We start from the raw sequence: 18359 nt of genomic DNA on the forward strand, positions 1-18359 counted from the left end.
GCGGCAAGATGAACATGTGCCCGAAACCGACGACGCAGCCCGTGCGGCCCTCGCCCACCGCCCGCATCTCGACCCCGCCGAGATGCGGGCCCAGTACCGGGCGGAGGGCCTGGGGGAGGCCGATCTCGCCGCCGACCCGTACGAGCAGTTCCTGCGCTGGTTCGAGGACGCGGTGACCGGCGGTCTGCACGAGCCGAACGCGATGGTGCTGTCGACGGCGGACGGGCGGGGGCGGCCCAGCTCCCGCACGGTGCTGCTCAAGCAGTTCGACCGGCGCGGCTTCGTCTTCTACACCAACTACGGCTCCCGCAAGGGGCGCGACATCGAGGCGAACCCGTACGTCTCGCTGCTCTTCCCCTGGCACGCCGTCGCCCGCCAGGTGATCATCAGCGGTACGGCCGGGCGCACCGGCCGGGACGAGACGGCGGCCTACTTCCGCACCCGCCCGCACGGCTCGCAGCTCGGCGCGTGGGCCAGCGAGCAGTCCGCGGCGGTGGCCTCGCGCGAGGAGCTGGACCGCACCTACGCGGACCTGGCGGCCCGCTATCCCGAGACCGAGGGTGTCCCCGTGCCGCCGCGCTGGGGCGGCTACCGGGTGCGGCCGGAGACGGTGGAGTTCTGGCAGGGCCGTCTCAACCGTCTCCACGACCGGCTGCGCTACGTCAGGACGGGCCCGTCGTCCTGGACGGTCGAGCGGCTCTGTCCCTGAGGGGAGCCCTGCCGGGGCGCGGTGGTGTGTTCCGGGCCGCTGGTACCGGGGCGGGCTGCCCGGTCCGGGGTGCGGGTCCGGGGCCCCGGCGGTCCTGGTCCGTGCCCTCGGGGAGGGCGGGACCGTGGGGCTCTGCGGGATCGCCCGCCGCTTCCGTCCCGGTGGTGCGCGGGTCCGCGCGCGGAGTTGCCGGTCCCGTAGGCCGGGGGCCGGAGACGCAGGCGACCCGCGGGCCTGGCCCCGGTCGCGTGAGACGCGAAGGGGGTCGGTCGGACGTACCGACAGCCCGCGGGTCGGGTGACTGCTCGGGATTGGCCGGCGGTGGCCGGCATCACGCTGTGACGTCGGCCCCTAGGCCGCAGTCACCTCACGCGTCCGGTATTCACTCATTAGTCCGAACCACCTCCCTTCTCGTGTACCTCGCACGTTATGCGCCGCGCCCCGGGACGGGCAAGCGAATTTCGGGGGAACAACGATTTTCCGGAACTCCGTGTGCGCCCGGTCACGTTCGAGTTGAATGATCGGGGGAGTGCAGTTGCGCGCAGCGTCCAGCCGGGGGTGCCAGGTGACCGCTCAGTCCGAGACCCACTCCGAACACGGCGCCGGTGACGGGAGAGAGATCGGCACCGCCGCCGGGCCCGTCCCGCCGCGGCTCGCCGACTGCGGGGACGAGCAGCTCCTCGCCGCGCTGCTGGAGGGCATGGACGCGGCGCTGTTCGCGTTCGACGCGGACGGCGCCGTGACCCACTGGAACCGCGAGGCCGAGCGCATCCTGGGCTGGACCCAGGAGGAGGCCGTCGGCCGCCGGTGGCTGACCGGCTGGGCGGTCCGCGCGGCCGACGCCGAGGACGTCCGGGCGCGGCTGCTCGGCGCGATGAAGGCGCCCGGCCGCCAGGTCCACGAGGTCGCGCTGCTGCGCAAGGACGGCGGGCGGGTGCTGGTGCGCATGCAGTCCTCCGGGGTGCGCGGTCCGGACGGGCGGCCGGCCGGGGTGTACTGCGCGTTCAGCGAGGTGCACACCCAGATCGGCCTGGAGCGGTCGATCGCCCTGAGCGAGGCGCTGTTCGAGGACGCCGGCTGGGGCGTGGTCCTGGTCGACGCCGATCTGCGGCCGGCCATCGCCAACGTCCATGCCGCCCGCGCGCTGCGGGTCGGCCGCACGGCGCTGCTCGGCCGGCCGCTGGGCGAGCTGGTGGACCAGGGCGTGGAGGAGCTGGAGAGCGCGCTGCAGCAGGTGCTGGCGGAGGGCCCGCAGCCCGGACCGGCGGAGCTGTGGGTGACACTGCGCGCGGAACCCGGCAAGGCGGGCAAGGCGAACAAGACGGACGATGCCGGCAGGGAGACCAGGGGGGACAAGGGGGGCCGGACGGACCGGGCGGGCCGCGATTCCGGTGGCGACCCGGGCCGGGACCTGCGCCGCTGCTGGCGCAGCGGCTTCCTGCGGCTGGTGTCGCCGATGGCGGAGGAGACGCCGGTGCCGCTGGGGGTGGCGTGGTTCTTCCAGGACGTCACCGAGGCCAGGCGGGCCGAGCAGGACGCGGCCCGGTTCCGCTTCCGGGGCAACCAGCTCCACCGGGCGGCCCGGGCGGCGGCCGAGTGCGAGGACCCGATGGAGTCGGCGACGGTCCATCTGGACTTCGCCCTGGCGGGCTTCGCCGACCACGCCCTGCTCGACCTGGTGGCGGGCGGGCCGGACGGGCCGGGAGGACCGGGCGGTGCCGACGGCGCCTCGGCGGTCCGGCTGGTCCGCACCGCCGAGGCGCCGGCCCTCGGCTCGGCGGCGACGGGCGTCCCGGTCCGCTATCCGGAGGGCCACCCGGCGTTCCAGGCGTACGAGCGCTGCGGCCCGGTCCGCGCGAGTGCGGGCGGTCCGGCGGCGGAGGGCTGGGCGCGGGCCCGCAGGTGGCCGGAGGGCACGGTGCACGGCCTGTGCGTGGTGCTGCGCAGCCGCGGCCGCTCGCTGGGGGTGCTCACGTTCCTGCGGGGGGCGAGCCGGCGCGGCTTCGACCGTTCGGACGCCGCCTACGCGGAGAGCGTCGCGGACCGCGTCGCCGCCGCGGTCGACCTGGCCCGCGCCCTGGCCTGAGCCGGCCGGGTCCCGCGGCCCGGGCGGCCGGGCCGGTCAGCGGCGGTAGAGGATGCGGTCCGCGTACTCGGTCATCACCCGGTCGTTCCACTCGTGGCCGCCGTCCACGTTCCCCGAGCGCAGCAGGGGCGGCACGGTGCCGCGGGCGGCCAGCTCGCCCGCCGCCGAGGCGGTGACCGCCTGCATGATCGCGCTCGTGACCACCGTCGAGGCCGGGGCGAAGGGCGCGTCGATCCCGTCCGCGGTCAGCTCCGCGTCCCCCACCGCGATCTTGCTGTCCACGACGACGTCGCAGTGGTCCTTCAGGAACGTGCCCGAGGCGTTGCGCGGTGCGGTGGTCGCCGCGTACGCGACCGAGGTGACCCCGATCACCCGCAGACCGAGCTCCCGGGCATGGGAGGCCATCTCCACGGGCAGGGTGTTGCGGCCGGACAGGGAGATCACCACCAGGACGTCACCGGCCCGCACCGGCCCGGTGTCCAGCACGGCGGACGCCAGCCCCGCCACCCGCTCCAGCGCGCTGCCCAGGGTGGCGGGCACCACGTCGACGCCGGTGGCGCCGGGCACGGGCAGCAGGTTCAGCACGGCCAGGCCGCCGGCCCGGTAGACCACGTCCTGGGCGGGCAGCGAGGAGTGCCCCGCGCCGAAGGCGAAGATCCGGCCGCCGGCGCTGAAGGCGTCGGCGATCAGCCTCCCGGCCGCCGCGATGGTGCCGGCCTCCTCCGCCCGCACCCGCTCCAGCAGGCCGACGGCCGCGTCGAAGAACCGCTCGGCCAGGGTGTCCTCGCTCATCCTCGGTCTCTCTCCGCTCTCTCCGGGTGCTCTCCGGGTGCTCTCCGGCGGCCGGCCGGGCACGGTCCGCGCGCCGTCGCCGGTCCGGGCGCACCGGCTCACGGTGAGGTCTGGACCACTGCGCTGTCAATGCGGCCGCCGACGGGGTCCGCCCGGCCGGGCACGGTTGCCGTCCTCATGCGTCAGAATTGAGGCCGGAGCACCGCACGAACCGACGAGGGGCATGCATGTCCGGACTCATCGACACCACGGAGATGTATCTCCGCACCATCCTCGAGCTGGAGGAGGAGGGTGTGGTGCCCATGCGTGCCCGTATCGCCGAGCGGCTCGACCAGAGCGGCCCGACGGTCAGCCAGACGGTGGCGCGCATGCAGCGTGACGGGCTGCTCACGGTGGCCGGCGACCGGCATCTGGAGCTGACCGAGGAGGGCCGGCGACTGGCCACCCGGGTGATGCGCAAGCACCGGCTGGCCGAGTGCCTGCTCGTCGACGTGATCGGGCTGGAGTGGGAGCAGGTGCACGCGGAGGCGTGCCGCTGGGAGCACGTGATGAGCGAGGCGGTCGAGCGCCGGGTGCTCGAACTGCTGCGGCACCCCACGGAGTCGCCGTACGGCAACCCGATCCCGGGGCTGGCGGAGCTGGGCGAGACGTCCGAGGCGGCGCCGTTCCTGAGCGACGACATGGTGAGCCTGTCGGAGCTGGACGCGGGCTCCGACGGCAAGACGGTCGTCGTGCGCCGGATCGGCGAGCCCATCCAGACGGACGCCCAGCTCATGTACACGCTGCGCAGGGCCGGTGTGCAGCCGGGCGCGGTGGTCAGCGTGACGGCCGGCGCGGGGGGCGGTGTGCAGGTCGGCAGCAGCGGGGAGGCCGCCGAGCTGACCCCCGACGTGGCCGCGCACGTGTTCGTCGCCAGGCGCTGAGCGGGCCGGCTGCCCGCCCGCCCGGACGTCCCGCCCGCGGTCGCGGGGACCCGGTGGGGATCCGGCGGGCACCTGACGGAGCGGTGGAGGCCGCCGGGGCCGCCGGGGTGGCCGGAGTTGGCCGGAACGCGAGCGGTGGGCGCGGTGGCATGGCAGTCTTTCGGGGTCGCGCGCACCTGAGGCCGGGACGCGTCGGACAGAGGTGAACATCGAAGCGGAACGCCGCACTTGAACGCCGAGGCGGAAGGGGAGCCGTCCATGGGACTGTCGGACCGTCAGGGTCCCGGCGCTGCCGTCCGCCGGGACCCCGCCTCCCCGTGGTCCCCCCGCCCGCTTCCCCCTGGTGCGACCCCGAGCCCCGAACTCCCGGGGCCGCTCCCCGCGGGCCGTTGTCCCCGAGTGGCCCGCCTCCCGGTAGCTGTCTCCCCTCGCTCCGGCCGGACGACACTCGCTGATCGTCACTCAAAAGAGGGGTGTTGCACGTCAGATGGGCTTGTTCGAATAGAAGTTCGATAGCGTGGCAGCGGCAAGCGGACGGAGCGGACAGGAGGAATGGGGGTGCCAGGACGCATGGTTCGACGTATCAACGTCACGGGAGCGGGTGGTCTGCGGCTCGCGGCCTGGGAGTTCGCCGACCCGCCCAAGGGTGGGCAGGCGGGAGCCGAGGGGCAGGCGCCGGGCGTGCTGTTGCTGCACGGCCTGATGGGCCGTGCCTCGCACTGGGCGGCCACCGCCCGCCGGCTCTCCGGGCGTTACCGTGCCGTCGGGCTGGACCAGCGCGGCCACGGCCGCAGCGACAAGCCCACCGACGGACCGTTCGACCGCGACACCTACGTCGCCGACGCCGAGGCCGCGATCGAGCAGCTCGGCCTCGCCCCCGTGGCGGTGATCGGTCATGCCATGGGCGCCCTCACCGCCTGGCAGCTGGCCGCCAAGCGCCCCGACCTCGTCCGCGCCCTGGTGATCTGCGACATGCGGGCCTCGGCACTGGGCACCCGCTCCCAGCGCGAGTGGGAGCAGTGGTTCGCGACCTGGCCGGTGCCGTTCGCCACGCTGGCGGACGTCCGCAGGTGGTTCGGTGAGGAGGACCCGGCCCTGGAGCGGCCCAACCCGGCGCGCGGCGAGTTCTTCGCCGAGGTGATGGCCGAGCGGATGGACGGCTGGCGGCCGGTGTTCTCGCGCCGTCAGATGCTGATGATCCGTGAGACCTGGGTCCATGACGCGCACTGGGAGGAGCTGACGCAGGTGGAGTGCCCGGCCCTGGTGGTCCGCGGCCTCGACGGTGAGCTGGGCCGGGCCGAGGCGCAGGAGATGGTGCGCGTCCTGCCCCGGGGTGCCTACGCGGAGGTGGACGAGGCGGGGCATCTGGTCCACTACGACCAGCCGGAGCGGTGGCAGGAGGTCATCGAGCCCTTCCTGCGGGAGGCGCTCCCGGCCTGAGCGCCCCGGGAGCGGGGGCGCCCGGGCCGGGAGCGACGTTTCTCCGGTGGTCCGGTGGCCGGTGGTTGGGTGGGGTTCGGTCCCGGGTCGTCCGGGGACCGGTTGTCGGTCGTCCGGAGGACGGTGTGCCGGAGGGCGGGGATCAGCGCCGGGGTGCCGCGGTGAGGTCCCGGCCGCAGGCGTACGCCAGTGCGGGGACGATCTCCCCGGCGTCGGGAAGCAGGCGGTTGGCGTCCGTGGGCTCCCGCACCCACAGCACCGGGCCGCGAGTGCCCAGCCGGGTCGGCGGAGCGGCCACCCAGGAGCCCTCGCCCAGCGCGGTCAGTCCGACGGCGCCCGGCGGCAGGCCCAGCCTCCGCACCAGGTCCGGGATCCTGGCAGCGGCCCCCGGCAGCACGAGGAACGTCATCCGCCCGCCCGGTGCGCCGATGACCGGGCCGGGCCGCAGCCCCTGACGCTCCATCCGGGCCAGCGCCAGACAGCCGGCGGTCTCGGACACCTCGACGGCGTCGAAGGTGCGCCCGGTCGGCAGCAGTACGGAAGCCTGCGGCCGTTCCGCCCACATACGGCGTGCCGCCGTCGCGCTGCCGGCCGCCTCTGCCGCCCAGCCGGGGCGCACGGGGTGTGCGCCGGGCGCGTCGCAGTTCGCCGCTCCGCAGGAGCAACGGGGCACGCCCTTGTCGATCTCCAGCCAGGTGCCCGGGAACACGTCCCAGTGCCGTTCTCCCGCGTAGCGCGCCGCGTACTCGGTCAGGTCGGTGACTTCGCTCTTTGCGGCCGCCCCGGCCGCCGGGCCGGTGCCGACGGGCGGCGCCGGCGCCGGTGTCGTCATCAGTGTCGGTGTCGTGATGTCCATGGCCTCCTCTTCCACGATCATCACAACTTCTGTAATGACCAAGGGTTACGGCTTGGTCATGGATTCATGGAGGAGCATCGTTCCGGCACGAAGGGCGCATGGGTGCACTTGTGGGGGCGCGTGTATGAACCGGCGGCTTCGGGTGGGTAGTTCCCTGTGCGGCGCACTGCCGGAAATCTTGGCATATGCGCCCGACCGGGCCGGCAGGGGCGTGCGGGGGTGCCCCCGGCCGTCCGGTCGTCCAGGAATCCCGGCCGTGCCGGGCGCCGCCCGGCGCCCGGCACGGCCGGCCACACCGAGGAGGGGGACCGTATGGCCGCGAGGCCGTTGGTCGCACGGCAGCCGAACGAGCGGCTGCAGGCACTCATCCAGGAGGCGGGCTGCTCCAACGCCGGACTGGCCCGCCGCGTCAACATGTGCGGCGCCGAGCAGGGGCTCGACCTGCGCTACGACAAGACCTCGGTGGCCCGCTGGCTGCGCGGCCAGCAGCCGCGCGGCCGGGCCCCGGCCGTCATCGCCGAGGCACTCGGCCGCAAGCTCGGCCGGACCGTCACGGCCGAGGAGATCGGCATGGGCGGTGGCCGGCACATGGCGGCCGGGGTCGGCCTCCAGTTCGCCGCCACCGTGTCCGGCGCGGTGGAGCAGGCGTGCGAGCTGTGGCGCAGCGACGTGGGGCGCCGCGATCTGCTCACCGCCCAGCCGGCGGCGTTCTCGGCGCTGGTCGAGCCCAGCCGGGACTGGCTCATCACCGGCCCGGACCCGCAGGTGGCGCGGTCCTCCGGACCGCGGGTGGGCGCCTCGGACGTGGCGGCCGTACGGGACACCACGGCGGCCCTGGCGGAGCTGGACCACCGCTACGGCAGCGGCCATGTGCGGCCGGTGGTGGTCCACTACCTCAACAGCGTGGTCTCCGGGCTGCTGACGGGCTCCTACGCCGAGGCGGTGGGGCGCGAGCTGTTCGGCGCGGTCGCCCGGCTCACCGAGCTGGCCGGCTACACCGCCGTGGACACCGGCCAGCCCGGTCTGGCGCAGCGGTACTACATCCAGGCGCTCCGGCTGGCCCAGGCCGCGGACGACCGGGCGTACGGGGGCTACGTGCTGGCCGCGGGCATGAGCCACCTCGCCGCCACGCTCGGCACCCCGCGGGAGATAGCCCAGCTCGCCCGCGCCGCCCAGGAGGGCACCCGGGGGCGGGTGACCCCCCGGGTGCAGGCGATGTTCCACGCGGCGGAGGCGCGCGGCCACGCGCTGCTGGGCGATGCCCGCGCCTGCCAGCTCGCCGCCGGGCGGGCCCTGGCGGCGTTCGACCGGGCCCGGGCGGCGACGGACGCGGGCGACGACCCGGAGTGGATCGCCCACTTCGACGCGGCCTACCTGGCCGACGAACTCGCCCACTGCCACCGGGACCTGAACCAGCCCACCCCCACCCAGCGCCGTGCCGAGGAGGCTCTGGAGGGCCTTCCGGAGCGGCGGGCGCGGCGGCGCGCCATCGATCTGCTGCTGCTCGCCACGGCGCGGCTGCAGCAGCGTGAGCTGGAGCACGCCTGCCACACGGCCGCGCAGGCGGCCGAGCTGCTGAACGACCTGCGCTCGGACCGGGGTTCGGAGTACCTGGACGACTTCCGGGGACGGCTCGAACCGTATCGGGAGGAGCCCGTGGTCAGGGAGTTCGGCGAGCAGTTGCGGGTGGCGGCGTAGCGGGGGGTGGGTGCTTGCCGGGTGCGGTGGGTGCGGGTGCGGGTGCGGGTGCGGGTGCGGTGCCGGGTGTGCGGGCGGGGTGGGTGCGGGGGTCGGGGCCGGTCCGGGGCGGGTACTCCGGACGGTACGATTTACGGCCGTGACCGTGACACGTTCTGTCGCCCTCTCATTGGCCGCAAATCGTACTTGAGTGTCCGGAGCACCCGCCCCTCCCCGTCCCCTCCCCGCCGTCGCCGGGTGCACCGCCGTCGTGGCTGCGGCCCCGCACCCGTTCACCCGCACACGCGGGGCGGCCGGGGTTTCGCCGCGGCCGGGAGCGGGGAGAATGCACGGCCCTTCCGGGTGCGTGGTCGAGAGTGTGTGCCAACCGGTAGCGTGAGCCGACGATTGTGGCAGTCAGGCGAACGAGGAGTCCCGGTGACGAGGCACAGCCGACAGGACGACGAGCCGCGTGAGGGTGTTGTCCTGCCGTCGAACGGCGGTGAGCCGTGGTTCCCCGGCCGCGACGAGCCCCAGGAGGGCCGGCAGCCGGGTCCGTCGGCGGGGCAGCCCTGGGACCGGCCGTGGGGACCGCAGGCGCAGACCGGGCAGCCACCGCAGCCGGGATTCCAGCAGCAGCCGCCTCCGCCTCCGGAGGTTCCTCCGGCCGTGGGTGCCGTGCCCGGGCCCGCCGACGAGACTCAGGTCCTGCCGCCGTTTCCCGCCGGGGACCCGGTGGCGGGGCCTGCCCGGCCCGCGCACCCGGCCGGGGGGAGCGGCGGGGCCGACGACACCCGGCGCATCCGGGCCGTCGGGCGGGACGCCGAGCGGGACGTGGAGAGCACCACGGTGCTCCGCAGGCTTCGGGCGCCTGGTGGCGCCCCCGCCGGCGCGGCGCCGCAGCGGCCCGCCGGGGCTCCGCGTGTTCCCGGGGACCGGCCCACCCCCGCGGACTTCGACGGCCTGTTCCGGTCCGGTCCGCAGCCGGGGGACCGGTCGGCCGACGCCACCCAGGTGCTGCCGCCCGTCTCCCCGGCCGCGGCCCCGCCGTACGGTGGGGCGGGCGGCCGGTCCGGTGGGTACGGCGGTGGTCACGACCCCCTCGGGAACGCCGTTCCCGGTGGCGGGCGGCGCGGGCTGCCGCGTGCCGCGCTCGTCGGACTCGTCGTCGCGGGGCTGGTGGCGGCCGGCCTGGCCGCCGGGGCGGCGCTGGGCGGCGGTGACGACGATCCCGCCGAGGCACGGCCGCAGACGAAGGCCTCGGCCCCCGCCAAGGGGGCGGAGTCGGCGCCGGCGTCCCCCACCGCCGATCCGGCCAAGGCGCAGGCGGAGGCGCTGGACGAACTGCTCGCGGACAGCGGCGCCAGCCGCAGCGCGGTCATCCGGTCGGTCGAGAACATCCGCAAGTGCGAGAAGCTGAAGCAGGCCGCCGCGGATCTGCGCGACGCCGCCCGCCAGCGCAACGGCCTGGTGACCAGGCTGGACGAACTCGAGATCGACGGACTGCCCGACCACCGGGCGCTGGCCGACGCGCTCACCGAGGCGTGGCGGGCGTCGGCCGAGGCGGACGACCACTACGCGGCGTGGGCCGACCAGGTCGCGGGCAAGAAGGGCTGCCGCAAGGGCAAGGCCCGCGGCACCGGCCGGACCGCCCAGGGCAACCGGGCCAGCGGCGAGGCGACCGCCGCCAAGAAGGAGGCGGCCGGACTGTGGAATCCGACCGCCCGGAAGTACGGGCTGCCCGAGCGTCAGTTCAGCGAGTTGTGACCGGGCGGGTCAGCCGACCGGTGCGGCTTCCAGGGTCTCCCGCATGTCGGCGAACCCCTCGCTGACCGGGACCAGCCTGCCGTCCTTCACCTGCTGGAAGGTCACCATCGAGTTGACCAGCCGGGGATGGTCGCGGACGGCCAGCAGGTCGTCGTAGCCCCAGCTCAGCTCCGGTGTCAGCCCCTCGGTCTCCACCGGCGGCATGTCCTCCAGGGCGCGCTGCACGGACCGCGCGGTGACCGGGCCGTCCGCGTGTTCCAGGGCGGCCCGCAGCACCGTGTACGCGATCCAGGTGGTCTGCACGCCCGGGTCGGCCGGGTCGATCCGGTTGTCGCCGAAGGCGTGCTCGCGGATGACGTCCCGCATCGTGCCCCAGCGCGGGTCGGTGGCCACCGGGTACCAGCCGGTGGCGTACGCGCCCTCCCACTGGCTGTCCGGCCCGCCCGTGGCGTCCACCAGCGACTGCTGCACGCTGCCGACCACCGAGGCGATCCGCACCGGCCCGCCGTCCTCGCTCAGCCGCCGGAAGGAGTCGAAGAAGGTGTCCGTACGGCCGCCGAGCACGGCCGTGACACAGGCGCTGTCGGGGTTCCCGTCGTCCTTCGGGGTCACGCCGGCCAGCGCCTGCCGGGCCTGCGGGGTGTAGTCGGAGGCGTCCTCCGGCGCGCGGATGTCGGTGGCCGGGCCGCGGCCGCCCACGGCCAGCCCGGCGTTCAGCAGCCGGGGCAGCTGGTCGCCGGCGACGGTGTCGAGGCGGACGAGGGAGACCCGCTCGCACCGGTCGGCGAGCTGGTGGCCGTTCCCGGCGATCAGGGTGGCCTGGCCGCCGTTGACGGGATACGAGAACGGGCTGGTGAACTCCTCGTCCGTGAGGCCGTATCCGCCGATGTAGGGGATGCCCGCCGACTCCAGGGCCGTCATGAACGTACTGCCGTGCTGACTGTAGGAGCCGACCACCGCCACCGCGTCCTCGGCGCGGGCCCGGTCGGCGCAGCGGCCGACGCCCTCGGCGGTGTTCTCGTCGTTGCAGGTGAGAACCCGGAGTTTCCTTCCGTTGATCCCCCCGGTCGCGTCGACCCAGCGTGCATATGCCTCCGCCATGCCGGGCATCCCCGGCATATTGGTTGCCTGCGTGTTCTGCGGGGCCCATGTCATCACGGTGACGGTGCCCTCGTCCCCCTCGTCGGCCCTCGCGTCACCGGGCAGCACACCACAGCCGGTGAGGAGCGACGCGCAGACTCCCATGGTGGCGGCAAGGGTGGTCGGAGTCCTTGCGGAATGTTTGCGGCGCCATGCGGTCATGGTCCGACACCCTCCCGCCCCGGCTGTAACGTGTGAGTGATGAGCAGGCAACGCCAAGTGACCGGAAGGTGAACACCGGGGGTCCGGGTGATCACCGCCGGGGTGGGACGTACGATCGTTGACCGTGCACCAGTCGGAGAGGTCTTCCCGCCACGGCGGTCGTTCCAGCACCATGGACGGCATGCCGTGCAAAGACATGCCGTGGTGGCGCTGGCGCACCAATGTGCGCTCGGCGCTGCACATGCTCTCCGACCCCGCCTTCCAGCAGGAGTGCTGGCTGCCGGGCCGCCCGGGATACGGCGACGTCACGGACGCCGTCTACCGCCTGGTCGAGGACACCTGGCTGGACAACTGGTCCGCGGACAAGTACATCGGCACGATCTTCCGGGACGCCCAGGAGGCCGCGCTCGTCGACGTCGCGGTGCTGCGCGTCCTGCGGATCATGCACCAGGTCGGGGCGGACGCCCCGGTGTCGGCGTACCTGGCCCACCACGGCTGGCCGGAGGCCGTCCGCGCGGCCCGCGACGCCCATGTCCTGCTGTCCGGGAACGACGGCGAGGATCCGGACGGGCCGCCCTGTTCGCTGGATGTGCTGTCGGTCATGCTGAAGGCCGCCTGAGCGGTCCGCGGGATGTGCCAGTCTTGGCCCATGAGCCAGCCGCAGCCCGCCCCCGCAGCCCCGCAGTCCGACCGGCCCGGGGAGCGCGAACAGTACGTCCTGACGCTGTCGTGCCCGGACAAGCAGGGCATCGTGCATGCCGTCTCCAGTTATCTCTTCATGACCGGCTGCAACATCGAGGACAGCCAGCAGTTCGGTGACCACGACACCGGGCTGTTCTTCATGCGGGTGCACTTCAGCGCCGGCGCCCCGGTGACCCTGGAGAAGCTGCGGGCGAGCTTCGCGGCGGTGGGCGACTCCTTCCGGATGGACTGGCGGATCCACCGCATGGGCGAGCGGATGCGCGTGGTCCTGATGGTCAGCAAATTCGGCCACTGTCTGAACGACCTGCTGTTCCGCACCCGTATCGGCGCGCTGCCCGTCGAGATCGCGGCCGTGGTCTCCAACCACACGGACTTCGAGGAGCTGGTCGGTTCCTACGGCGTCCCCTTCCACCACATCCCGGTGACGAAGGACACCAAGCCGGAGGCGGAGGCGCGGCTGCTGGAGCTCGTCCGGGACGAGGGCGTGGAACTGGTGGTGCTGGCCCGCTACATGCAGGTCCTCTCCGACGACCTGTGCAAGGAGCTGTCGGGCCGCATCATCAACATCCACCACTCCTTCCTGCCCAGCTTCAAGGGCGCCCGGCCCTACCACCAGGCACATGCCCGCGGTGTGAAGCTGATCGGCGCCACGGCCCACTACGTCACCACCGAGCTGGACGAGGGCCCGATCATCGAGCAGGAGGTGGAGCGGGTGGGGCACGAGGTCACGCCCGAGCAGCTCGTGGCGGTCGGCCGCGACGTGGAGTGCCAGGCGCTGGCCCGCGCGGTGAAGTGGCACAGCGAGCACCGCGTCCTGCTCAACGGCCGCCGCACGGTGGTCTTCGCCTGACGGCACCGTCGCTCGCACGGGGGCCGCACCGCGTCCGAGGCGCGTCCGTCCGCGCGTCCGGCGGACGCGGGCGGGCGGCCCCGGACGCCTGCGGTCGCGCGGTGGGGGCAGGGGCACGGCCGGGGCGGGCGGGTGGAGATGAGCCCCTACAGGCGGGAGAGGGAGGCCACGGCCCGCAGGGTGTCGCCGGTCGCCTCGCGGTCGCCCTCCTGGCCCGCCGCCGCGTCCCGGGGTGACACGTGGCCCGCCGCCAGCCGGCAGAACTCCACGTCCTCCAGCACCAGCCGGGCGACCGTCCGCTCCGGGGTGGCGAGGGCGGCCGGGGAGTCCAGCGGCAGGTACCACTCGCCGCCGCCGCGGCCCTCGATCTCCAGGAGGAGGGTGCGGCCCGGGGCGCCCGCCGCCGTCAGGGAGCGGGCCGGGGCGGCCAGTCCGGCGCGGCGGCGGTCCGCGAGGGCTCCGGGGACGCGCCGTACGGCCAGCTCGACCATGCCGGCCAGATGCCCGGACGCGGGCGGCTCGTAGGGGTAGTCGACCGCCGCCGCGATGTCGTCGGCGTGGATCCAGCACGCGAACGCCCGGCCGACCAGCGCGTCGCGCACCGGCCGCCGGAACTCGGTGAAGTCCACCGGCAGGTCGGCCACGGCCGCCGCCTCCCGGGCCGCCGTGCGCACGATGCTCCGGGTCTGGGTGCGCCACCTGTCCCGTACGAACGGCGCCTCGTGCCGCCGGCAGTGCTCGATCGCCGCCTCCGTGCGGTCCGCCACGGTGTGCGGGGCGCCGGGGCCGAGCGGGTCCGCCAGTCCGAGCCGGACGGCCACCAGGCCGTCCGCGCAGCCGAGGTGGGCGAGCACCCCGCACAGGGTCAGGACGCGCTCGCCGCCCGCCCAGCGCAGCCGTACCGGGGTGGCCCACTCGGTGTCGCCCATGTCGCGCAGCAGCGCGTCCAGCCGGGCGGTCTCCGCGTCGTACGGGGCCGCCCACCGCGGCAGGGGAACGGCCGCCGGACGGCGGCGCAGGCACTCCTCCAGCGTCCCGGAGCGCAGCCCCGGGCCGGGGTCCAGCGGGTCCTCGCGCCGTATCAGGCCCACGGCGTCCCGGAGCCGCCGCGCCTCGCCGGCGCAGGGCGGGCAGTCGGGCAGATGCGCCTCGACGGCGGCGGTCTCCCCGGGGGAGCAGACCGCCAGCGCCCACGCGCCGAGCAGTGATCTGAGGGTGGGGTGGTCGTGGTCGCCCCGGCCGTCCCGCCGGCCGCCGTCCGGGGTGCCGCCGTCCGGGGCCGGCAGGTCGTCGGCGGGCGGGCGCGGTGCCGGTATGCGGGGTCCGTTCCGGTCCGGCTCCTCGGGGCCGTCTCCACCGGGCGTCCCGTCCGCGGAACGGCTCATGAGGCGCTCCCGGCCCCGGGCCCCGCGGTGGTGGACGGTACGGCCGCGGACAGCAGCCGCAGCCCGAGCCGCAGCCGCCGGCGCGCCTCCTCCTCGCTCATGCCCAGCTCGGCGGCGGCCTCGCGGTAGTCCCGGTGCCGGACGTACGCCAGCTCCAGCACCGCGCGCAGCCCGGCGGGCAGGGTGGTGACCACGCGGTCCGCGCGGGCGGCCGCCTCGGCGGCGCGGAGCCGCTCCTCGGTCCGTGCGCGGAACTCCTCGCGGACGTCCGCGCGGGCGCGCTCGCGCAGCAGCCGCACGGCGTGCCGGTGGGTGAGCTCCCGGAGCCACGGCCGGAGCGGGCCCCGCCCGGGCCCGTACGCCCCCGGGGTCTGCCACAGCTCGGCGAAGACCTCGGTCATGACGTGGCCCGCGTCCTCCTCGTCGGCCAGGAACCGGTGGGCCAGGGCGTGCACCAGTGGTGCGTACCGGTCGTACAGCTCGGCCAGGGCGGACTCCTCGCCCCGCGCCAGCCGTCCCCGCAACCCGTGGTCCCAGCGGGGCTGTGTGCCGTTCGGCGCCTGCGCGGTCATTCCCACCCCCGGCCTCTGCTCACCCCGAATGTAGTGGCAGGAACTGACAACATGCCCGTCTTTGGGCAATGTCCGGCCCGAAGTGACCGATTATGACCATGTGTGGTCGAGGACTCGTCACATCGCGGCGACCCTCGGTGAAGGACCGGTTCGGTCCTGCCCGGATCCGGTGGTGCGTTATGGGGGTGTGACCGGAAGTGGTGGGAGGCGGAGACCTCGGGCGGCATAGGGTCGTGGTCCGCGGTGACTCCGGGTGGCCCGGAGGGGACGGCCGGTGCGGAGGAGGGGGAGCGGGGGAGCGGGGCCGTTCCGGCGGACGCCGGCGGACGAGACGAAGGGACTTCGGACAGGTGTCGTTGAAGGTGGTCGAGGAGGACCGGGGAGAGTGGGCCGTCCTGCTGGTGTCGGGTGAACTGGACCTCGTCACCGCCGCGCTGATCCGCCAGCACGTGCACGACGCCGTGGCCGACGGCCGCCGGGACCTGGTGCTCGACCTGTCCCGGGTGCTGTTCTGCGACTCCAGCGGTGTCGGCGTCCTCATCGCCTCGCGCCGGCTGATGCGCTCGTGCGCGGGCCGGCTGCGGCTGATCCTCCCGGCCCGGGGGGCGGTGGACGGCTCGCACGTCAACCGCGTCCTCGCCGCGCTCGGTGTCCGGCGGCTGTTCGACTGCTACCCGGACCTCGACGCGGCCACGGACGACGCCGCCGACCCGCTGAGCGCCTGACGGCGCACGGCTCCGGACCCGGGGCGCCGGGGGCGCGTCAGCGTGCCGCCTGCCGGCCGAGGGACCGCGGGCGGGCGCCGGCCGTGTCCCGCGGCTCGTCCAGGTACTGGGCCGCCGTGGTGACGAAGTCCTCGACGGCCCGTTTCGAGGACGTCCGCCGGGCGTCCAGTCCCGCGCGGTCCAGTCCCCTGCCGTGCAGCCCGGTCACCGACTCCAGCGCGGACCGCGCGACCTCCTCCAGCGCCGGGTCGCGGGTGAGCAGCCGCATCCGGAACAGCGCCTCGTGCGCCTCCGAGCGCAGCCGGTAGACGTCCCGCAGCAGGGCCGGCATGTCCTCCTCGCCGGGCCGTTCGTGCTCCGCGAACCACCGGTGCACCAGCATGCGCCGGTAGTTGTGCAGCGCCCCTGCGTACATGCAGTACGCGTCGATCCGTTCCTGCCGCAGCCGTTCCCGGCGGGCCAGTTCCTCACCGTAGGCGGTGGTGCGGCGCTGGAAGACGTAGGTGATCCCGGAACCCAGCAGGGTGCCGAGAACGGCGATGAGTGCGGCTACCGCTTCCATGGCTCCCAGTCGATCACAGAAGTCGCCCTGTGGGGGCGGGTGTTCGAGTCCCGGGTCCGGGCATCGCACAGTATGCGATACGCCTACTCCTTTGCGCCGGAATATGCCTGAAGCGCTTGTTGTCGGGACCCCGGGTCCAGCAGGCTGTGCCGCACCGGGGGAAAGGACAGCGGTCGTGTGCCCGTACGGCCACGCGGCCAGGTGCTCCCGGTCAGGGATGGTGAAGGGTGCGGATGCGTCAGATGCAGCTGGAGGTCGGAACCGATCCCAAGGAGGTGGGCAGAGCCCGCGGCTGGGCCCGGTCGCGGCTGGCCCGGTCGGGGCTCGCGGCGGACGAGCCCCTGGTGGAGACGCTGGTCCTGCTGGTCTCCGAACTGGTCACCAACGCCGTGGTCCACACCGGCCGCCCCGCCCGGCTCCGCGTGCTGCTCTCCGACCGCCTCGCCGCGGGCCGGGGCACCGTGCGGATCGAGGTCGCCGACACCTGCGCCTGCCCGCCGCTGCGGCGCCGGGCCGAGGACGACGACACCGGCGGCCGCGGCCTGGAACTGGTCGGCGCGCTCGCCGACCGCTGGGGCTGGCGGCCGGAGGAGAGCGGCAAGCGCATCTGGTGCGAGCTGGACCGGGACGCCGCCGCGGCGGGTACGGACCCCGCGGGCGGCGGCAGTTCCCCGGCGGCGGGGGCCGTGCCCGGTGAAACGGTTCTGGCGAGGACGCGGAGCCGGCCGGGTGTCCGGACGCCCGGCGGCTGACGCCCGGTCACGTCCCGGCCGGGCGGACGTCAGTCGCTCGTCGTGCGGGCGACGGCCCGGGCCGTCTTCCGCGCCTCGATGCCCAGTTCGCGGAGCATGCCGCTGATGGGATTGGTGTAGCCGGTGAAGTACAGGCCCGCGGCGGTGGGCAGGGTGCGGTGGCCCCGGGCGCGGGGCCGGCCGCGCTCGTCCAGCACCCCGAGGTGGCCGACCAGCTCCTCCAGTCCGCGGCGGTAGCCGGTGGCGGCTATGACGGTGTCCGGGGCGATGGTGCTGCCGTCGGCCAGGACGACCTTGGGCCCGTCGAAGGACTCCACGGTCGCCACCGGCTCTATCCGGCCCCGGCGGACCGCCTTGACGAAACCGGTGTCCTGGACGGGGATCGCGCCCTGGCGCACCCGGGTGTAGAGGCCGGTCTCCGGGCGCGGCAGGCCGTGCTTCGACAGGTCCGGCAGGGACACCCTCGCCAGCCCCCGGGCCATGCCGTCCACCAGCCGCACCGGCAGGCGCCGTACCGCGATGCCGGTGGCCTGGGCGGGCCAGCCCAGGGTGGAGCGGCGCACGATGTGCGGCGGGGTGCGGACGGCGAGCCGCACCCGGGACGCGCCGCCCTCGGCGAGGTCCAGGGCTATCTCGGCGCCGGTGTTGCCGGTGCCGACGACCAGGACGTCCTTGCCCGCGTACGGCCCGGGGGCGCGGTAGTCGCGGGCGTGGAGCAGCTCGCCGGCGAAGGAGTCGCGGCCCGGCCAGCCGGGGACGTACGGGGTGTGGCTGTAGCCGGTGGCCACCACGACCACCGGGGCGTTCAGCACCCGGCCGCCGTTGGCGCGCAGCACCCAGCTTCCGTCGTCGGCCCGGTCGATCCGGTTGACCTCCACCCCGGGGGCCAGTTCCAGCCGGTGGTGCCGGGCGTACTCCTCCAGGTAGCGCACCAGGTCGTCCCGGCGCACCCAGCGGCCGTACGAGCGCGGGATCCGCAGGCCGGGGAGCGCCGAGCGGCGGCGGGTGGTGTGCAGCCGGAGCCGGTCGTAGTGGCCGCGCCAGGAGGCGCCGACCGACTCGGACCGCTCCAGCACGACGGAGCGGATGCCGCGTTCGCGCAGGGCGGCGGCGACGGCCAGCCCTCCGGGCCCCGCTCCGATGATGTGCACGGGTCTGCTGTCGTCGGACATGTGCATGCCGATGAGTGTATGCCCCGCTTCCTCCCCCGCGGCGTCCGGTTCCCCCGGGAATCCCGGGGCCCGCCTCGCCGGGGGCGG

At 74.9% G+C, this 18359-nt stretch carries 17 protein-coding genes; 10 read left to right on the top strand and 7 right to left on the bottom strand.

The features are described from left to right. Positions 1–82 precede the first annotated feature (82 nt). Positions 83–709: a pyridoxamine 5'-phosphate oxidase gene (gene pdxH / locus CUT44_RS10920; RefSeq protein ID WP_100201895.1), complete on the top strand. Its 627-nt coding sequence runs from the start codon at positions 83–85 to the stop codon at positions 707–709. A 517-nt stretch (positions 710–1226) separates the two neighbouring features. Beyond that, a complete protein-coding gene (locus CUT44_RS10925) occupies positions 1227–2795 on the top strand; it encodes a PAS domain-containing protein (RefSeq protein ID WP_100201737.1) in 1569 nt (522 codons plus the stop codon). Between the two features lie 36 nt (positions 2796–2831). On the opposite strand, the gene CUT44_RS10930 is transcribed toward CUT44_RS10925, so the two are convergent. Continuing rightward, positions 2832–3587 (bottom strand): SIS domain-containing protein, encoded by a 756-nt coding sequence (locus CUT44_RS10930; RefSeq protein WP_100201738.1) that lies wholly within the window; start codon positions 3585–3587, stop codon positions 2832–2834. A 227-nt stretch (positions 3588–3814) separates the two neighbouring features. Here CUT44_RS10930 and CUT44_RS10935 point away from each other — a divergent pair, with 227 nt between their 5' ends. Further along, positions 3815–4510 (top strand): metal-dependent transcriptional regulator, encoded by a 696-nt coding sequence (locus CUT44_RS10935; RefSeq protein ID WP_100201739.1) that lies wholly within the window; start codon positions 3815–3817, stop codon positions 4508–4510. Between the two features lie 570 nt (positions 4511–5080). Continuing rightward, entirely contained in the window at positions 5081–5950 is an 870-nt protein-coding gene (locus tag CUT44_RS10940) for an alpha/beta fold hydrolase (RefSeq protein WP_100201740.1), read from the top strand. A 142-nt stretch (positions 5951–6092) separates the two neighbouring features. On the opposite strand, the gene CUT44_RS10945 is transcribed toward CUT44_RS10940, so the two are convergent. Further along, positions 6093–6827 (bottom strand): bifunctional DNA primase/polymerase, encoded by a 735-nt coding sequence (locus tag CUT44_RS10945; protein ID WP_100201741.1) that lies wholly within the window; start codon positions 6825–6827, stop codon positions 6093–6095. Between the two features lie 291 nt (positions 6828–7118). Here CUT44_RS10945 and CUT44_RS10950 point away from each other — a divergent pair, with 291 nt between their 5' ends. Together CUT44_RS10950 and CUT44_RS10955 are read left to right on the top strand one after the other, a co-directional pair. Next, a complete protein-coding gene (locus CUT44_RS10950; RefSeq protein WP_100201742.1) occupies positions 7119–8504 on the top strand; it encodes a transcriptional regulator in 1386 nt (461 codons plus the stop codon). A gap of 417 nt (positions 8505–8921) precedes the next feature. Continuing rightward, positions 8922–10250 carry a hypothetical protein gene (locus tag CUT44_RS10955; RefSeq protein ID WP_100201743.1) on the top strand — a complete coding sequence of 443 codons (1329 nt, stop codon included), beginning with the start codon at positions 8922–8924 and terminating at the stop codon, positions 10248–10250. 9 nt (positions 10251–10259) lie between these two features. Here CUT44_RS10955 and CUT44_RS10960 read toward each other — a convergent pair whose 3' ends face one another. After that, entirely contained in the window at positions 10260–11495 is a 1236-nt protein-coding gene (locus CUT44_RS10960) for an ABC transporter substrate-binding protein (RefSeq protein WP_233221338.1), read from the bottom strand. A 229-nt stretch (positions 11496–11724) separates the two neighbouring features. Between CUT44_RS10960 and CUT44_RS10965 the strand changes: the two genes are divergently transcribed. Then, positions 11725–12171 (top strand): SCO4402 family protein, encoded by a 447-nt coding sequence (locus CUT44_RS10965; protein WP_233221353.1) that lies wholly within the window; start codon positions 11725–11727, stop codon positions 12169–12171. A 30-nt stretch (positions 12172–12201) separates the two neighbouring features. Beyond that, the gene (gene purU / locus CUT44_RS10970; RefSeq protein ID WP_100201746.1) at positions 12202–13104 is read left to right on the top strand and encodes a formyltetrahydrofolate deformylase; all 903 of its coding nucleotides are present in this window, start codon (positions 12202–12204) and stop codon (positions 13102–13104) included. A gap of 146 nt (positions 13105–13250) precedes the next feature. Here the strand turns inward: purU and CUT44_RS10975 are convergent, their stop codons facing one another. Continuing rightward, positions 13251–14489, bottom strand: coding sequence for a zf-HC2 domain-containing protein (locus tag CUT44_RS10975; RefSeq protein WP_100201747.1), 1239 nt, complete (start codon positions 14487–14489; stop codon positions 13251–13253). Next, positions 14486–15061 carry an RNA polymerase sigma factor gene (locus tag CUT44_RS10980; RefSeq protein ID WP_100201748.1) on the bottom strand — a complete coding sequence of 192 codons (576 nt, stop codon included), beginning with the start codon at positions 15059–15061 and terminating at the stop codon, positions 14486–14488. Before CUT44_RS10980 ends, CUT44_RS10975 begins: the two co-directional genes overlap by 4 nt. 350 nt (positions 15062–15411) lie before the next feature. On the opposite strand from CUT44_RS10980, the gene CUT44_RS10985 reads away from it, so the two are divergent. Beyond that, positions 15412–15786 carry an STAS domain-containing protein gene (locus tag CUT44_RS10985; protein WP_100201749.1) on the top strand — a complete coding sequence of 125 codons (375 nt, stop codon included), beginning with the start codon at positions 15412–15414 and terminating at the stop codon, positions 15784–15786. A 37-nt stretch (positions 15787–15823) separates the two neighbouring features. Here CUT44_RS10985 and CUT44_RS10990 read toward each other — a convergent pair whose 3' ends face one another. Beyond that, positions 15824–16348, bottom strand: a complete 525-nt coding sequence (locus CUT44_RS10990; RefSeq protein ID WP_199185670.1) for a hypothetical protein — start codon at positions 16346–16348, stop codon at positions 15824–15826. 227 nt (positions 16349–16575) lie between these two features. Between CUT44_RS10990 and CUT44_RS10995 the strand changes: the two genes are divergently transcribed. Beyond that, positions 16576–17100, top strand: a complete 525-nt coding sequence (locus CUT44_RS10995) for an ATP-binding protein (protein WP_199185671.1) — start codon at positions 16576–16578, stop codon at positions 17098–17100. Between the two features lie 29 nt (positions 17101–17129). On the opposite strand, the gene CUT44_RS11000 is transcribed toward CUT44_RS10995, so the two are convergent. Next, entirely contained in the window at positions 17130–18278 is a 1149-nt protein-coding gene (locus CUT44_RS11000) for a flavin-containing monooxygenase (RefSeq protein WP_408646731.1), read from the bottom strand. Positions 18279–18359 lie beyond the last annotated feature (81 nt).

This window comes from Streptomyces carminius, from assembly GCF_002794255.1.
Lineage (GTDB): Bacteria > Actinomycetota > Actinomycetes > Streptomycetales > Streptomycetaceae > Streptomyces > Streptomyces carminius.

Coding starts and splice junctions, on each gene's coding strand:
- pdxH (WP_100201895.1), top strand. CDS start 83: ATGCGGGCCCAGTACCGGGCGGAGGGCCTGGGGGAGGCCGATCTCGCC.
- CUT44_RS10925 (WP_100201737.1), top strand. CDS start 1,227: ATGATCGGGGGAGTGCAGTTGCGCGCAGCGTCCAGCCGGGGGTGCCAG.
- CUT44_RS10930 (WP_100201738.1), bottom strand. CDS start 3,587: ATGAGCGAGGACACCCTGGCCGAGCGGTTCTTCGACGCGGCCGTCGGC.
- CUT44_RS10935 (WP_100201739.1), top strand. CDS start 3,815: ATGTCCGGACTCATCGACACCACGGAGATGTATCTCCGCACCATCCTC.
- CUT44_RS10940 (WP_100201740.1), top strand. CDS start 5,081: ATGGTTCGACGTATCAACGTCACGGGAGCGGGTGGTCTGCGGCTCGCG.
- CUT44_RS10945 (WP_100201741.1), bottom strand. CDS start 6,827: ATGATCGTGGAAGAGGAGGCCATGGACATCACGACACCGACACTGATG.
- CUT44_RS10950 (WP_100201742.1), top strand. CDS start 7,119: ATGGCCGCGAGGCCGTTGGTCGCACGGCAGCCGAACGAGCGGCTGCAG.
- CUT44_RS10960 (WP_233221338.1), bottom strand. CDS start 11,495: ATGGGAGTCTGCGCGTCGCTCCTCACCGGCTGTGGTGTGCTGCCCGGT.
- CUT44_RS10965 (WP_233221353.1), top strand. CDS start 11,725: ATGGACGGCATGCCGTGCAAAGACATGCCGTGGTGGCGCTGGCGCACC.
- purU (WP_100201746.1), top strand. CDS start 12,202: ATGAGCCAGCCGCAGCCCGCCCCCGCAGCCCCGCAGTCCGACCGGCCC.
- CUT44_RS10975 (WP_100201747.1), bottom strand. CDS start 14,489: ATGAGCCGTTCCGCGGACGGGACGCCCGGTGGAGACGGCCCCGAGGAG.
- CUT44_RS10980 (WP_100201748.1), bottom strand. CDS start 15,061: ATGACCGCGCAGGCGCCGAACGGCACACAGCCCCGCTGGGACCACGGG.
- CUT44_RS10990 (WP_199185670.1), bottom strand. CDS start 16,348: ATGGAAGCGGTAGCCGCACTCATCGCCGTTCTCGGCACCCTGCTGGGT.
- CUT44_RS11000 (WP_408646731.1), bottom strand. CDS start 18,278: ATGCACATGTCCGACGACAGCAGACCCGTGCACATCATCGGAGCGGGG.